Annotated in this window: 7 protein-coding genes; 4 read left to right on the forward strand and 3 right to left on the reverse strand. The window is 56.7% G+C overall.

The window, feature by feature from the left end; translation table 11 throughout:
- Nucleotides 1-74: 74 nt before the first annotated feature.
- Together M5R41_13385 and M5R41_13390 are read right to left on the reverse strand one after the other, a co-directional pair.
- Nucleotides 75-1,787, reverse strand: coding sequence for a T9SS type A sorting domain-containing protein (locus tag M5R41_13385; protein ID MCZ7557387.1), 1,713 nt, complete (start codon nucleotides 1,785-1,787; stop codon nucleotides 75-77).
- Between the two features lie 154 nt (nucleotides 1,788-1,941).
- Complete coding sequence (locus M5R41_13390; protein MCZ7557388.1) at nucleotides 1,942-6,120, reverse strand: hypothetical protein; 4,179 nt, start codon at nucleotides 6,118-6,120, stop codon at nucleotides 1,942-1,944.
- Nucleotides 6,121-6,629: 509 nt separating this feature from the next.
- On the opposite strand from M5R41_13390, the gene M5R41_13395 reads away from it, so the two are divergent.
- From M5R41_13395 to lgt, 3 genes are all read left to right on the forward strand, one after another.
- Nucleotides 6,630-9,617: a S8 family serine peptidase gene (locus M5R41_13395; GenBank protein ID MCZ7557389.1), complete on the forward strand. Its 2,988-nt coding sequence runs from the start codon at nucleotides 6,630-6,632 to the stop codon at nucleotides 9,615-9,617.
- A gap of 265 nt (nucleotides 9,618-9,882) precedes the next feature.
- A complete protein-coding gene (locus M5R41_13400; GenBank protein ID MCZ7557390.1) occupies nucleotides 9,883-12,888 on the forward strand; it encodes a S8 family serine peptidase in 3,006 nt (1,001 codons plus the stop codon).
- Between the two features lie 404 nt (nucleotides 12,889-13,292).
- A complete protein-coding gene (gene lgt / locus M5R41_13405) occupies nucleotides 13,293-14,069 on the forward strand; it encodes a prolipoprotein diacylglyceryl transferase (GenBank protein ID MCZ7557391.1) in 777 nt (258 codons plus the stop codon).
- 85 nt (nucleotides 14,070-14,154) lie between these two features.
- Here the strand turns inward: lgt and M5R41_13410 are convergent, their stop codons facing one another.
- On the reverse strand, nucleotides 14,155-14,565 hold the full coding sequence (locus M5R41_13410; GenBank protein ID MCZ7557392.1) for a VOC family protein: 411 nt from the start codon (nucleotides 14,563-14,565) through the stop codon (nucleotides 14,155-14,157).
- 627 nt (nucleotides 14,566-15,192) lie between these two features.
- Here M5R41_13410 and M5R41_13415 point away from each other — a divergent pair.
- Complete coding sequence (locus M5R41_13415; GenBank protein ID MCZ7557393.1) at nucleotides 15,193-17,574, forward strand: hypothetical protein; 2,382 nt, start codon at nucleotides 15,193-15,195, stop codon at nucleotides 17,572-17,574.
- Nucleotides 17,575-17,595 lie beyond the last annotated feature (21 nt).

Genomic DNA, 17,595 nt, shown 5'->3' on the forward strand with positions numbered 1-17,595 from the left:
TGCGCCGGAAGCGGCGTACGGTGTTTTTCGGACGTATGCCGCCATGGGGTACGGGACTGATCTCCCTCCGCGAGCTACTTCTTCATCAGCACCACCTTTCTTGTCACGCTGCCGGCGGCGGAGCGGAGTTCGATAAAATGTACGCCGGGACTGTAGTCGGACGCGTAGTCGCCAGCCTGCAGTACGATGACGTTGCCGCTGTTTACAAGCTGATAGTTGCGTGTGAGTATGACTTTGCCGTCGAGCGCGTACATTTTGAGTTGATACTCGCCGGGCGCTTCGTCTTTGAGCAGCAGAGTGATGTCGCCCGAGCTTGGGGAGGGATAGACCTCCAGGGAGAATGGAGCGGGTCTGGGATCGAGCGCCTCTGACTCCGCGTCGATATTGGTATTGATATATGCCGCGCCTCTAATGACACCAACCATACCCTCCTCCTTCCACCAAGGATATGCCGGCCCGATGGCTGGCTCGGGTTCGGAAACGGCATGCTCTTCAGCACCGTCACCGGTGATATCACCCAGACGTACGTAAAATCGAGCGGAAGAGGCAACACCCACGACACATACAGCTAATGGTTGGTCGGTTAATCCCGACCTGTTTCCACCGTACACGATCATAGCGGAGTACCCCCCTTCCGTCGAAAGATTGAGCACATAGTCATCAAGGCCGTCTCCATTGTAATCACCGATCTTGAAATGTTTCCGACCGAAGCCAGTCCACCGACTTTTATCGTGATTCGTGATTATGCGATCCACCTTTCCGGACAGTCCTTCAGGGGTGCCGTACATAATCAGTAGCGAGTCGGTACACGGTACCCATAGCATATCCGCCATACCGTCGTTGTTCACGTCCAGCAACGTGGTAAAGAAAGTGCCCAACCGATTTATATACGTGTCTCTTGAGTACCCCATGACGTCGTTCTCGAAAATCTGGTTCGCCCGTGAAGGATCAGGGTACTTGCCGGGTTGCCCGAAAGCGACACGAATTTTCGGTGGAAGCGATTGATTTAATCCAAGTTTCTCCTTCACTGCCAATTGAATATCAGCGCAACCATCACCGTTGATATCACCTACACCGATACTGTTGTAAGAACTCCACCAATGATCTGAAAGGTAGATGTATGAAATCGTGTCGGTATCATCGCCACGTGGATAATGCCAGACGAATATCGCACCAGTTGCTTGCGCCCGCAATGTATCGTACCACAATGATGATGCCATTATCAGTTCATCCCTGCCGTCGCAGTCAAGGTCGGCGGCAAATAAATCGCTGCCAAGAAGAGATCTCTCAGGCTGTCCACCCATACTCGACAGTGGTCCTGGGATGATAAAACGCGGTTGCGTCTCGATAGCATACAACGAGTCCTCAACACCCATATACACAAGAAAAGTATCGAACCGTGTCACATCGCGTTGAACGTCGCGAAAAAATCCGCTTCTTACCGCGAGATCAATGAGACCATCGCCATTGAAATCACCTTTGACCATTTCGGCACTGCCACGCAGTGATAGATCCGCAGTTGTGTCGAACAATACCGGGCCTCCGTAATAGCAGAAAACAGTATTCGGGCCATTTGCGCTGGCAAGCAAGTCCAGATGTCCATCCTTGTTGATATCCATACTCACAAGGGCCATTCCTAACCTATACTTCGGCATTTCCATCGTCGGATAACCAAACATATAGGCATACTTGAGGCATCCGACGCGTTGCGCCTTGAGCACGCCCGGAAAGGAAGCAAGAAGCAAGGTGATTAGGAGTACTTTGCTGTATTTTGATCTTCGTGTCATTTCGGCGTCCTTGGCTGTTAATTTCGGAACCTTCCGGCTCGGGAAGGATTGTGAGTCCTCCCCGGCCGGAACGCGTTATCATGAGAGTTCTGAGTACCACCGTGTTGACTGTAGAGCGCGTCAACTCAAGGGAGTAACACGTACTCCGCTACCGTTACTTCAATGTTAAAATTCGCGCGAAGCCTGTGTACTCGCCCGCCCGTAACGCACAGGAGTACACCCCGGACTGGAGTCCGGATAAGTCTACAGGAAGAACGAATAGCCCCTTGTCGCGGTAGCCATCGTATAGGGTGCGCAATTCACGGCCGTCAACGGTCAATAGAACGATTTTCAGATGCATCGCTTCGGGAAGCATCATGCTGACGGCTGTCGTCGGATTCGCGGGATTGGGATGTGTCGTCATCTGAATCAGCGTTCCCGGCAGAGCAACATCCGCGGTGTGGTCCCGCCGTTTTGGCATGATGCCCGATTTCCTGCAGCGGTGGTATGCCCGTCGCTCCGTGCGCGCAAGTCGCAGAGACGATGAGTCCAGCCCCGCCGCGTTCATGGCGATAATGGTCTCGTCGATGGCGGCGGAGTCGAGCTTGATGAAGCTATTGCACAAGCGGGCATGCAGACTGTTGCGGTATGCCGCAGTGTTGCCATAGGAACGCGCGAGCATATCGTAATGCATATCCGCGGAGTCCGGGTATCCGGCGAAGGTAAAGTACACCGCCTGCAACGCCACGAGATCGCCTGCGAACGGTGCGGAAATGTTCGTCTGTTGTCTGCGTACGTATTGGAGCAAACGGTTGCGGCTGGCCTGCGTACTGTCCGGGAATTCGCGCAGATGGAACAGTTCCATCTTCATCAATTCCCGCAGCAGTGTTGCGCGAGCGGCGCTTGTGGTGGTGTTCATTATCGCGGAATCAAGCAACGAGTACACTTCCGTCATGCGCCCCGCGCGCGCGTAGTCGGCGAGCGTCGCGCGTGTGGGAGCACCAGTGAGCATGGGCGCGCTACGCTTCTGCAGGATGTTGCATTCCCACTCCGTCGCCTGCGCGACGGCGGAGGTTGCGAGATACGGATTCCAGTCGATGGACCCCTGATTCACCTCCGGGAACATGCCAGGATCGGGATTGCCCGTCAGCCAATAGTTGTTCACCGCCTGGGCGATGGAGCTGCCGTGAGTGCGTACGCGCGGAACGGCGGAGGACGTGTGTCCGATGTCGTTGCCGCAGCCATGCTGCGGCGATATTTGAAGCAGTCGCGATCCTTGCGTGAGATCGATCTGTATATCGCCATTTTGCGAAATAAGATTGAGGCCATCACCATACTTGCCGAGACTGATGTCGCTGTTGTCCGCGAACACCCCTTCGAAGGCATTTCCGTACAATACGGACTGCTGCATTTCCACAACGGTTCCGTCAAGATGCGCTCCGAGTCCGCGCAAATTACCGCTTGCCTCCAGTCCGATGATGTCGATCTCGCTGCTGACCGTGGTGACGCCCGTCCACCAGTCGTCGCCCGTCGTGCTGCAGCGAATATCGACATACGATGTTCCTGCGCCGGGCTGCAGAAAAATTCCGTCGCCCTTTTTGTCGGCTTTGTTCTGTCGCAAAATATTGCAGTTGGAAATGCGGTTTTGCGAATGCGCCGCCTCGTAAAAGTGCACCCCGGACCCCTGATACACCGGGTCGCAGTACACTTTTTCTATATCCACGTAGCTCAAATCGCACAGCGCATTATCGCCGACGACGAGTATGCCTTCCCATTCGTCGGTGGCGTTCAGACCCGTGACAAGCACGAACTGCATGCGTAGCAGCGACTGCGTGTTAAACTCCATACGATCACGGAATTTGAGAACGCAACGGTCGACTTCATCTTCTCCAACAACAATGAACGATGCATTATCCGTTACATTGATGTGTGGCAGCGCGTTCAAAGTGATTGCGCCCCGTGCATCAAACACCCCGCTGCCTGCTACGAGTATGTCGTCGAGCAACTGATCAAATGAAAATGCGCAGCCCGAGCCGCGGAGCCTGAGCGCACCCTGAACGAGAATGGAGTGACTGACACCGGTTTGCAGATAGTTGAATCCGAAGGTGCCGCAGCCTTCCAGCGTAACGTCCGATCCGGAGGCAATGACCAGGTCGCCGGCAACATGGATATTGGGGGTGATTATCGTCCCGCTGCCGCGCAGTCCATCCGAACTTTCCATCAGCAGCTCACCCGTTCCCTCAAAGACAATCGTCCCGCCGTCGAGTACGAGAGCCCCTTCGTCGCGCAGGTACAGTTTCGCTCCGTTCTCGACGTACACATGCGCTCCCGCACCAATGGTCAGTGTCGAGTACACGTGAAAGCCCGCGCCAGCCCGGATGTGCATGACGTTATCAACCGTCAAATCCTCGGTGAGGAGGTTCGACGCCGCGCGAAGGAGACAAAATTCCCCGGCCGGCAAGCGCGAGGTCTTGACCCCATTGGGTGGAATCACCTCGATCTCGTGACTTTCGACATCCATGAAGAATAGCGATGTGTCACTCTCGAAGGTCAGCTCGATGATTCGGTCACCCTTCGAGTTCTCCATCGTACGTTTATTGACGACAAATACGAACTCTTCATTTGATGCATCATGGAAATTCGCGAGCTGTACATACACCGTTGTATCTGGAACTCCAGCTTCAGGTCTTGCGCTTACCGCTGCACATTTCGCATTTCGATTGTGCTGGAGGATGATTTGCTCATCGAGATCGAAATATCCTCCCTCCCAAGTGTCCTCCCAGGTAAGATTCAGGAAATGATCACCCAAGACGCCTCTGAGCCGTGGGACGATGCTTATTCTAAGTGAGTCCCTCGTCCTGTCTCGCCAGGTCCAGGGTGCATACTGATCGCCTATAAGGCCTGTGTAATCCTCATCACCAAGCACGATATGCGCGACGATGGCCTTGGCTCCGTATGATAAGGCAATACCAGTATTTGCCTTGATCTCCTCGTGTCGTGGAAATCGGGTTTGTACAGCAGCACTGGCAGGCTGCCCGTGTGTTTGAATCACCGGCCAAAATTCTTTGCCCGCTAGCCCATCGCGCACCGTTGTGGCGAGAGGCCTGTAATTCGCGGCGGCTGCTTGAATCCCAGCCTGTGCATGCCACGTTTGCGGACCATCGTCAAAAACAGGATGTAATATATCCGGATCCCAGTGGAAAGCCCATCCGGTGACCGACATTTCCTTTATCCCGGCGAGTTTGTGGTAACCCCAGCGGTATCTCCGGTCGGTAGTGAGGTCGATGTAGAATGAGAACCCGGTGGCGGCGGAAGCGAGTTCATCGGCAATGAGACCATTGACGAACCCAAGATTGTAAAACTCCGGATACGATGTTTCGTCATTGGTGAACAGTTTGCCGATGTTATTCCTCCTGTCACCCAGGCCATTATACCAGGCGATTGACGATCTGATCTGGGTTTCCATTGCGGCATCGAACAATACCTCCTTGGAACATTTGTTGGACACCTGCACCCAATCGATCGCCGCGCCGACGTCTCCTTCCCAGATGACTTCGATATCTTTGTCGTTGTTGTAGCTGGAGTTTGTCATGCTGATCGGCATTGTCACTATTTGCCAATCGGTCGTCGGCAGGAATGCGCCGGGGGAAGTACCCGGATACTCAAACGTCACACTCCCCGCATTGAACCAGAATCCATCGATTTCGTATCGAAAGCGCACGGTGTACACCGATACACTTGACGATGGCACCTGGGCAAGCTTGACTCTGATTGACACCCATGTTATATCCTGTAGCCTCAGATCCCGCAGTGGGCTCGGCAAATGATCGTTTGTTGTGGGATCAGAGGCCACCACACCTTCGGAGTGTTTGCCATATTCGCTTACTATCGCATTCAACGTTTCGTCGAATCTGGTGAAAGGGGTGACATCTCCACCGGGAATCGCAGTGACATCACCATAGTTATCATCATGAATCACAAAATCAAAATCGCTCTCTGCTTGCAGCCGCAACGCGAAAGAGCCACGGACGTATCGGCCAAGGAAGCTCGCTATCGAACTGATGGATCGGTTTGATCCCGGATAATAGGTTCTGCATTCCCGGTAGGGTGCATTCAGATGGTTCATCTGCCGTTCCACGATGTATTTGTAGCCGGCATGGTCGAGAATGGCTTCCGTGGTCTCATCCACTTCGTGTAGATTCACCTTGAGCCAGTTGAATCCCAAAGGATCAATTTCTGTCCAAGGGACAGCATTGGGAGCTTTCCCGCTGAATTCACTCCCATCGTCCCTGTTCGCCCAGTCTCCGACGACGGGGAATTCAGGGGTTTGCGATGTTGCGACAGAGCACAACATTAATGTAAGAGAGAGAGAGAGAGAGAGAGAGAACAGGTTTCATGGCAACCTCGCTTTGGATGAGTGACGGCGGCGCCGGCCCCCATGGCCGGCGCTTACGAATGTATTGCAAGGACTGAAACTGTCGATCTCTCCGTGGAATGCCTCAACGCCAATGTCGCGCACGGTGTGACGGCAACGACCCGCGCCGCGTGCTACCCCGTTCTTCCTGCCTGTTTCACCGTTCATGGCAATTCCACCGTATCCAGACGAGAATGCTCGCGGCATAATACGCAATCATTTTCGCAATATCAAGCGATAGCGGACAGAAATATCATATTCGGATGTAGCATGTCCGCTATATGGAATCCGATAGTCGATATTGGGCAACCTCGACTTCCAGAGCGGGGTCGCGGAGCGAGCGGAACAAGCGTTTTCGATGGTCAGCGCCTTCCGTACCAACAAATAGTGTTTTCCGCTGTATATTTCGGGATATCGTGCATCTACCCATTATTCACACAGGTATGCCCATGAAGTATCGAGTACTGTCCCTGCTGCTTCTCTTCCTGGCGAGCACGGCGGGCGCAAGCTTTGCCGGTCCGGTCGACCAACCCGGCGCGAGGAAGGAAATCAGGCCGGATATCGTCCCCAACATGCTGATCGTGAAATTCCGGCATGAACCGAACATTTCCTCCGGCGCGGTGGCCACGGGCGTCAGCTCCGTGGACCGCGTGCTGCAGCGCGTGCTGGCTTCGCGCGTGGAAGCGCTGGTGCCCTCCGCGTCTCTGAAAAAGAGCACTCCGGAAGCACGCAGCATCGCGCGCATCGTCACTATACACTACATGGCACCGGTGGATCCCATGACGCTGGCGAAGGAAATCGCGGCGGATCCCGCGGTGGAATACGCCGAACCCATGATCAATTTCCGGCCGCTGTACACTCCCAACGATCCCCGCCTCGCTCAGCAATGGGCCGTGACCGCCATGAAAATGGCCGAGGCGTGGGATATAACAAAAGGCGATTCGACCATCGTCATCGGGTATGTGGATTCCGGTGTGAACTACACGCATGAGGACCTCGCACAATCCATCTGGATCAATCCCGGCGAGTGGGGTACGAACGGCGAACTGAGCAACAACGGCATAGATGATGACGGCAACGGCTACACAGACGACTGGCGCGGCTGGGACTTCGTCGGCAACGGTACGATTCAGCAGCCGAATCCCGACAACAATCCCATGGACTTCAACGGTCACGGCACCAACGGCGCTTCCATCGCGGCGGCACGTACAGACAACGGTCTGGGTATCGCGGGTATCGGCTTCCATACCAAGGTACTGCCCGTCAAGGTGCAGGACGACGCCGGCGCCGGCGGTATGAACGGCTATCCCGGTATCACCTATGCGGCGGACATGGGCTGCAAAGTCATCAACTGCAGTTGGGGAGCGAACGGCTTTGCCAGCAAGGCGATACAGGATGTAGTGGACTACGCCTATTCCAAGGGTGCGCTCGTCGTTGCGGGCGCCGGCAACAGCGTGATCGACAACGACGTCAATCCCTTTCTCCCGAGCAATCTGCGCGGCGTACTGAGCGTCAGTTCACAGGAGCCCGATAACTCCGCTTCCAATTGGGCGGCGTACGGATCCAGTGTGCACGTCTTCGCCCCGGGCAAAGATGTACTGGCCGCCCGCGCGAGCTTCGGGTATCAGACGGTGACCGGCACCTCATTTGCCGGACCGATGATGTCGGGCCTTGCCGCACTGATCTTCAGTCAGCATCCAAACTGGACCCCCGATCAGGTGATGAAACAGATCCGTGTCACCACAGAATCTTTCGGCGCCACGCGCAATCCTGATTACTACGGACGTCCCAACGCCGAGAAAGCCCTGAGCATGAATCAGAGCATGAGCGATATTCCCGGTGTGTGGGCGAGCGCCTTCACCGTCACTACACCCGCCGGCGATTATTTCAGCGAACGGGGCCAGACTGGTCAAATCTCCGTGGAGCTGACCAACGCGCTCGCTCCGACCAGCGCCACTGCGACCGTGTCCTTCGCGGTGAAAGGAGGAGGCGCGACCATAGCAAATCCGACGCAGACTCTCGGCGCGCTAGCGACGAAGGGGAAAAAGACCGTCAATTTCTCGATGACGCTCAGCGCGGATTATCGTTTCTCCGAGGCGTACATCCCCGTCGTTATCACCATAACCGACGGAGAGTACGTGGATTACGAGGTCATTCGCGTTATCGTCTTCCTCGATGAGGGCTGGCACACATCGGTGGATCTGCGTTATCCGTACAATTCCGTAGACATGCCCGATCGCTGGACCACCTGGGTCAGCGGCAATCTCTCACAGAACGGCGTTGTGCAACAGGATATCGCCCTGCGCAGCACCGACGGCGGTGACAGCTGGTTGTTCGCTTTCGGGACCGGTTTCCCCAGTCCCAAAGGCGTGTACTGCATTGACGGCATTGACGGAGACCATGCTCTGGTCGGAACCGGACCTGCCGACGGCAATGCGGAAATCTATCGCACCACTGACGGTGGCGCCAACTGGACCGGGACAAGTGTCTCGTCCATGACCCCATTCGTCAACTGGATTCACATGTACGATGCGAACAACGGCATTTTCCAGGGCGATCCCAAAAATAATGTCTGGGGCATTGGAAAAACGACAAATGGCGGACAGACCTGGGCGCCGATCGCCACGCCGCTGAGCGCCCCCGCGAATGAGGCCGGCTGGAACAACAGTTACGATGTAGTGGGCGACAATGTCTGGTTCGGCACCAACAACAGCCGTATTTACAAATCCACCGACCGCGGTGAAACGTGGACGTCCTACGCCACACCGAGCAGGCATGCGCTGGATATCTCCTTCCGTGATGCGAACGTCGGTATCGCCCGCTTCGGCAGAAACAACGACACCGGCACCGATACCCTTGCGGTCACCAATGACGGCGGGGCCACCTGGACGATACTCAGCAGCATTTCCGGCGGCTTCGGTTCCGTCTTCTTCGAACGCGGCGGCAAACGCCTCTGGTATCTCAAGGACAACAATGCCTACGTCTCCACCGATGTCGGAAATACCTGGGGTGTGTTTCCCGCGCCGCCCGGAATGGATTTCGTCAGCGATGCCGACATGCACACCGACGGTTTCCTGACCGTGGCCTTCGCCGCCGGCATACAGATTTACCGCTTCGAAGCGCCGTTCGAAGCCGTTTCCTCCGCCGGCAACGCGCCCGCCGTGCCCATCGGCTTGACGATAGACAATGTGTATCCCAATCCCGCCTCGGTTGCAGCGGGTATCACCGTGCGCTTCAGCACGCCGCAGTCGCAGGCCGTGACCTTGGCATTGTACGACATGAGCGGACGGCTCCTCCGCACCGCTGTGAGCGCGACGATCGGGACCGGCACCCATTCCGCGCGCATCGCCACGGATGGATTGGCCGCGGGCAGCTATGTCGTGCGGCTTTCGACCCCAACTGCAGCAGCGACAACGCAGGTGACGTTACTACGCTGACGCCGAACGTTTCCTTTTCAACAAGCCGCATCTGCTTCAGGTGCGGCTTTTTTGCTGCCCGAACCCATTTCGCCGGAGCATCCGCTCGTGAAGTGAGAACGCGGAGAGTGCTGTCGGTGCCTGATACTCCACTCCCGAGTGGTCTGTAAAAAAATGACGGTACGCAAGAACGCAGGGAGAAATTCTTGCCGTTTGCATCGAAAAAGTTTTTTGTATTATGTAATGATCTTTTGCTCACCCTCTCTCGAATCATTCACGGTGAATTATGAAGCTTTCTACCACGGCCGGCGCCTTTCTGATGGCGTCAGTATTACTTGTATCGTCACTCCTTGCAGACAGTCCGAAAAGGCATACCTCGTCTCCCGCTCAGCAGGTGCATAGCACACTCGAGGTCAATCCCAATCTGGTCATCATCAAATTCAAGCCGCGGACTTCCTTCGTCTCGGGCGGCAACTTCGTGGGCGTATCCTCGGTGGATGCCATTCTCCAGCGTGTCGGCGCCACACAAGTGGAAAGCTTCGGGCGCATGAACGAGACGTCGCTGAAAAAGGCGGGACGTCCCGAACTGCACAGCGAACGTATGGTGAAGATCCATTACACAGCCGGCGACGATCCGCGCGACCTCGCGAAGGAGCTTTCGTTGGACGCGACCGTTGAATACGCCGAGCCATATTATATTTTTCCGCTGCACCGCACACCCAACGATCCGAGACTTGGACAGCAATGGGCGATCGGCGTGATGAAACTCGCCGAGGCATGGGACATCTCCACCGGCGACAGCACCATCGTTATCGGCAATGTCGATACCGGTGTGGACTGGCGGCACGAAGATCTCGCTCTGAACATCTGGACGAATCCGGGTGAATGGGGCGTCAACGGCGAGCTGAGCAACAACGGTATCGACGATGACGGCAACGGAAAAACCGACGACTGGCACGGCTGGGATTTCATCGGCGCCGGCAGCGGGGGAACCCGTCAACCGGACAACGATCCCATGGACGGCACGCTTGGTCACGGCACCAACACATCGGGTTGCAGTTCGGCACGCACGGACAACGCGATCGGTGTGGCCGGCAGCAGCTTCCAGTCCAAGATTCTGGCTATCAAGGCCTCGGCAGACAATTCTCAGGGTGTGGCCGCCGGATACGACGGCATATTGTACGCCGTACAAATGGGCGCGAAAATCGTCAATTGCAGTTGGGGCGGCACGGGCGCCTTTTCCCAGGCGCTTCAGGACATTATCAACGACGCGAATTCCATGGGAACGTTAGTAATAAGTTCTTCCGGCAACAACCCTCTGGATAATGACTACGTACCGCATTGGCCGTCATCGCTGGATCATGTACTGAACATCGGTTCGGTAGAGTCGTCGGGTGCCGCTTCCACCTGGTGCACCTACGGCACGACCGTACACACCTACGTTCCGGGCAACGGCATCATGACCACACGCAGAAACGGCGGGTACACAAATCCAACGGGAACGTCTTTCTCCTCTCCTCTCGCCGCAGGTGTCGCCGTGCTCGTTATGGCGCTGCATCCCGACTGGACGCCGGATCAGGTGGCGACGCAGCTCCGCGTGACCTCCGACATGTTCGGTGCGCAACCGGCCTCAAAGCGCTACGGGCGGTTGAATGCCTTTCGCGCGGTGTCCCTCAATCAGACCCTCAGTGATATTCCGGGAATACGATTGAAAAGCTCCACCGTGCAGTACGACGGCGGGGGTACGCGCTTCACCAATCCCGGTCAGAAAGCCCGCGTTTTCATCACACTGGAAAACGTTCTCGCACCGACATCGGAGAATGCCACGGCAACCGTTTCGATTGACGATCCCTCTCTCAGCGCCGCAGCCACGGTATTCCCGATCGGCAACATGAACACCTTCGATACGCGCACCATCGACTTTGAAATCGCTCTCTCCAGCACCCCGCAGACCTCGGAAGGTTACCTGCCGGTGCGTGTGCGCATTGACGACGGGTCCTATGTGGATTTTGTCGCTGCGAGAACGCAGATCTATCTCGACGACGCATGGCACACCGCGCTCGGATTCGGCGCGCCGTATTTTACCGACGTCAAGGCGACATCCGCCACCACCGCCTGGGCGGTGGCGCATGTGTCCAACCAGGACCTCGCGGTACGCACCGTCACCAGCGGCGGGAACTGGTCCAACGCGTCCGGCACCGGCTTCCCTACGGGTAAAGGCGTCTATTGCATCGCACCCGTAAACGGTCAGCTTGCTCTGGTCGGCACCGGTCCCAGCAGTGGCGCAGCCGAGATATTCCGCACCACCGGCGGCGGAACGAGCTGGAGCGGCGTATCGGTGAGCACCATCACCGGCTTCGTCAATTGGATTCACATGTTCGATGCGGACAATGGTATTTTCCAGGGCGATCCGAAAAACAACATCTGGGGTATCGCAACGACCGCTGATGGCGGACTTACCTGGACCCCGCTTTCCACACCAGTGACGGCGGCGGCCGGTGAGGCGGGCTGGAGCACAAGCTACGCGAGTGTAGGCGATACGCTGTGGTTCGGCAGCAACAACAGCAAGATCTACAGGTCCACCGATCGCGGCATGACCTGGCAGAGCTTCGCAACCCCGAGTAAGCATTCCGTCGGCATCTCCTTCGCCGATGCGTTACGCGGTGCAGCTCGCTACGCGCCGCAGGATGGGCAGGGCGGTGAGTACATGCTTACGACCACCACCGACGGCGGCGAAACCTGGAACCGCGTCACATCGATTCAGCTCAACACCACGGGTGGTGTGGAAATGGAACCCTACGGCAAGCGCATGTGGCTGCTTCAGGGAACGGCGGCGTACGTTTCCGGCGACATGGGTCAGACCTGGACAGCGCAGGCGGTACCCGGAGATTTTATCGCAAGTTCCACCACTATTTATTCCAACTCCTCCATCACCGACGTGTATGCCGGTTACTCCAACCTGTACAAGTACCGCAGCAGTTACCAGACGAACAGGCCGGCTTCCGTTGATCGGACAGCCGGGGCTTCGGATTTCCGTATCGATTACCTTTATCCGAATCCCGCCGGCGCCAATGGCAGCGTCCTGGGCTTCACTCTCGACGCAGTCGCTACCGCACGCGTGGAGCTGTACGACAATCTCGGCAGATTGGCAGCGACAGAACTGGACGCGCGGCTTGCCGCCGGCTCGCATTCCGTACGCATCGCGACGGGCAAGCACACTCCCGGCACCTATCACCTCCGCGTGGTACTCAACGGACAGACGTTCACCCGTACGCTGCATATTCTGAACTAAATTCGGTGCAATTTTAACACAACGGCACGGGCTCAACCCGTGCCGTCGTGTTTTCCGGTGGTCTCAGCCCCGGACCATCACAAAACCGGTCACTGAGCGGAGTCGAAAGGACCGGCGTACGGCGCTGCTTCGCGACTCGGGACAACGGCGCCTCGCCCGCCAGGGTATTCTCTACTGCGAAAAGCTGCGATGACTTTTTTGGAGGGCATATCGATACGTCTTCGCGTGTCTGTCCTCGCATGCATGTAGAGATGTAGCCCTGTGTCAATCATCGCGTCTAATTTTTTCTTATACTGTGAGGTTATTTCAACCTCCGCCCTAACGGGATTGACCGTGCCTGTGACGGCAAGAGCGGCAATCCGGAGGCGGAAAAATTACGCACGCAACACGATTGAGCCGACCGCATGTTCACCTGGAGTCCCGATCCCGAATTATTCTCTCTCGGTACGATACACGTCCGATGGTACGGACTGTTGTTTTCGCTGGCCTTCCTTTCCAGTTTTATGGTCATGCTCTGGATTTTTCGGAGGGAGAAAAAAGGCGAAGATATTCTGAACAGACTTTTTTTATATGTCTTCATCGGCGTCGTGGCGGGAGCACGACTGGGGCACTGCCTCTTTTACAGCCCGGAGTACTATCTCACCAATCCGCTGGAAATACTGAAAATCTGGGAGGGCGGCTTGGCCAGCCATGGCGCTGCCGCGGGGATTTTAATCGCATTGATGCTCTTCGTGCGAAAAACACCCAAAATGAGTTTTTTCTGGGTGACCGATCATGTGAGCGTTGTCATTCCCCTCGCGGCGATTTTTGTGCGTCTCGGCAATTTCGTGAATTCCGAAATTCTGGGTCTTCCCACCGAGGTACCCTGGGCTGTGGTGTTCGAGCGCATAGACAGCATACCACGCCATCCGGTGCAGCTCTATGAGGCGCTCGCATACACGTCCATTTTTTCCGTGATGCTGCTTTTGTATCGTCGCGGCGTGGGAACGAGAAGCGGCCAGTTAACCGGCGCCATGCTGACCATGCTGTTTTCCGCGCGATTTTTCCTCGAGTTTTTCAAGACGGGTCAATCCACACTCGATCCTTCCCTGCCCATCACCATGGGACAGGTGTTGAGTATTCCCCTTGTGATTTTCGGTATCTGGCTGTTGACGAAGAAAGCCCCGGAGAAAACGGCGTAGACCGTCCGCTCCCGGTTCAGAGTATGTTTGTCCGTACATCCGCCTGTGCGTACACTTGTCTGTCCGCGTTTTCTCCATGCATTTCTCATCGTGATCCAGGTCCGGATTCCACGTTTTCCACGGCGAAAGCCAGCACATGTCCGTCGGGATCGAGCACGTAACCGACGACATGTCCCCAGTCGCGTCGTTTCATGGGACTGAGCAGGCGCGCTCCGGCATCGAGTGCACGGTGCAGACAATCCCATGCATCATCGACCAGCAGGTACAGCTCGGCTCGGGGAACACCCGCCGCAGCGTCGGGATCGGGCAGCGCATCGCCGAGCAGACGCCTAATACCCGCCACCGGCATCAATCCCAGAATTACATCTTTTCCCAAACAAAATTCGGTCATGCCCGGTACCTCGAGCACCGGCTCCACCGCGAGCACAGCTCTGTAAAAATCGGAGCTGACAGTCTGATTGTCTACGTAGAGAATGAAATGCGATCGTGCGATCATTGCGGATCTCCTTTACCTGCTGCACGGGATGTTTCTCCCGGATTATTCACGGAAGAAATGCATCAACAATGTGCGATAAAATCCTATCCGTGCAATCTGACGCGTCAGTGATGGTGCGAGTCCTCGTTTGTGATAATCGCCAAGTGCGGAGGTCGCGACGAAGGATCAGACGGGAGGGAATGTAACGCAGGAACGTAACCCTTCGACGTTGCTCAGGGCCCGGTGCAGAGATGCAGAGGAATTTGAAGCGGACGATTTCCAATCACCCGGACCGGTCTGTAGATCGGTGTGTCCCGCAAAGGTCAGAACAAGTCCCAATCAAAATGAAACCGCTCCGGGAAGCATTTTACGGAGCGGTTCTCGTTTGTACCGAATTTGTTTCTGCGCTCCGCGACGGACGATGCGACCGCAGACAGATACGTCCGTAACGAGGCAGGAGCGATGTGGATACACTCCTGCGAAGACGCGAACCATCTTTCGTGTTTGCTCTTTTACCCAAATCGACGACGAATCGTGTAGCGGTAACTCTTCGCACCGTGATCTTGTCATTCCTGTTTCATACATTTCGCTGTGCGTTTGTCATAATAGCGATTCCGCATTCCGGCGCCCGATAGAAGGAGATGTTCCATGCGCTTCATTCGTTACTCCCTGATCATACTGTGTCTGTGGATTATGCAAGTCGCTGCTCAGCCGATCATCGTCGATCATACCTCCGTCGCGCTCTTCGATTCCATACCGCCGCAATACAAAGCCGCCGCCGAAAATCTCCGTATGCTGTTCATGGACCGTTCCGTGGGCGGAAACATTCACGATGCGCTGAGCTGTCTGTCCTTCCCGCACGCTTCGGCACCGAATTTCTGCAAGCGCTATCAGCATCGCGATTCTGCCTACGCTGTGGATCCATCAGAGGTGTACTGGAATGGCACCTGGAACCGCAGCCGTTGGCGATACGAATTCTGGCCATCGGGATGCAGCGAAGATGCGAACTGCTTCGTGAATTTCGTGGAACCACGCATTGATTCCTTCGACGTCGTCGGATTCCAGTTCAGCTATCTCGCCGTGATGCCGGGCACCAATCTGATTCATCCGGTCGATGGATTCTTCGGCTCGCGAACGGACAGAGGTACCGCAACCAGCTACAAGGACTTCGCCGCGAGACATCCGGAGAAGACCATCATCTGGTGGACCACGTCGCTCGCCCGCGGCATCGGTAGTCCGGAGTCGCAGACGTTCAACGACGCGATGCGGCAGTACGCGCGCACGCACGATCTGGTGCTCTTCGACGTGGCGGATATTCTCTCGCACGATCCGTCCGGCAACCCCTGCTACGACAACCGCGACGGCGTACAGTATCTCACCGAGAATAATCCGGATGACGGTCTGAACATTCCCGCAATCTGTCCGCAATACACGACGGAGACCGAGGGCGGGCATCTCGGCTCGATCTCGGCCGGAGGGATTCGCGTAGCGAAAGCCTTCTGGGTGCTGATGGCGCGCATCGCCGGCTGGCAAGGGGGCGGGAGCACCGACACCAACCGCATTCCGCCCGCGCCGGTGCTGCTCGCTCCGGCAAACAACGCCATGCTCGCGGACAGCGTGGTGCAGTTCACCTGGCGCCGATCCATTCCGACGGTGTCTCGCTACCGCATCGATGTCGCAACCGACGCCGGATTTACCGGGATGCTGCATTCCGACACGACACTGGCGGATACGACTGTCACCTTGTCCGCCCTGCCACGGGGACGAACGCTGTACTGGCGTGTCGGAGCCCGCAGCGACATGGGCTGGAGCGCTCCGAGCGTGCTGCGCTCCTTCCGTATCGAGGATGGCCAGCTCTTCTCGGCGCTTCCGCTCACGGAAATGGGCGCAAGTTTGTACAAGGGCTTCGCCGGGGGACTGTATCCTGGAGCGCTCAACCAGCGTCCCGCGGCGCACAATGCGGCGGGACTTGCGCTCGCAAATTCCATCACGCCGCTCGATACGCTTGGCCTGCCCGATCCCGCAAACGGAAAAATCGTGCTGCTGTCGGTGGGCATGTCCAACACGGGGCAGGAGTTTTCCGTGTTCGAAGCCACGGCAGATACCTTCCAGCTCCGGAATCCCAAGGTCGAAGTGGTCAACGGAGCACAGGCGGGCCAGACGGCATCCATCATCCGCGATCCCGACGCGCAGTTCTGGTCAGTGCTGGAACGTGAGCGCTTGTACTCGCATCGCGTGAAACCCGCCCAGGTACAGGTAGTCTGGCTGAAGCAGGCGAATATCGCACCCTCTGAAGCTTTTCCCATACATGCCGAAAAGCTGCAGGCCGACATTCAAGCCGTCCTTCGTTTGCTCCCGATCAAATTCCCGAACATCAAGCTCTGCTATCTCTCGAGCCGCACCTACGGAGGGTATGCAACGACGCAGCTCAATCCGGAGCCGTATGCATACGAGTCCGGTTTTACCGTCAAATGGCTGATCGAACGGCAGATCGATGGCGACACCGCGCTGAGCTTCGAGTCCACAACCCGCCGCGCGCCCTGGCTGTCGTGGGGTCCCTATCTCTGGGCCAGCGGTCCGGAACCGAGGCAGGACGGACTGGTATGGCTGCCGGTTGACGTCGCGTCGGACGGTACGCACCCATCCGATGCGGGTCGGCGCAAGGTAGCGGATTTGCTGCTCCGTTTTTTCAGCACGGACGAGACATCAGTTCCCTGGTTCCTCAAGCCTCAGTCCACCGGCATCGATGCGGCGTCCCCTCCCGAATCGCTGACAATTCTTGCTGCACCGAATCCCGCACGCGACCTCACGACAGTGCAGCTTCGCGCCGGCTCCGACGAGCATGTTCGCGTCGAGCTGTATTCACTGCTCGGAAGCAGAATAACGCTGCTGCACGACGGACGCGTTTCTGCGGGAAGCCTGTCGATGAATATTTCCGCCCGCGCACTCGGTTTGTCTGCCGGGAGCTATGTACTCAGAGCTTCGACCAGCCGCGAGGTCCGCTCGGTTGTGCTGATGATTCTTCCGTGACAACACGTAACCCCATGATTA

Source organism: Bacteroidia bacterium, assembly GCA_027493955.1.
Classification (GTDB): Bacteria; Bacteroidota; Ignavibacteria; order SZUA-365; family SZUA-365; genus JAOSJT01.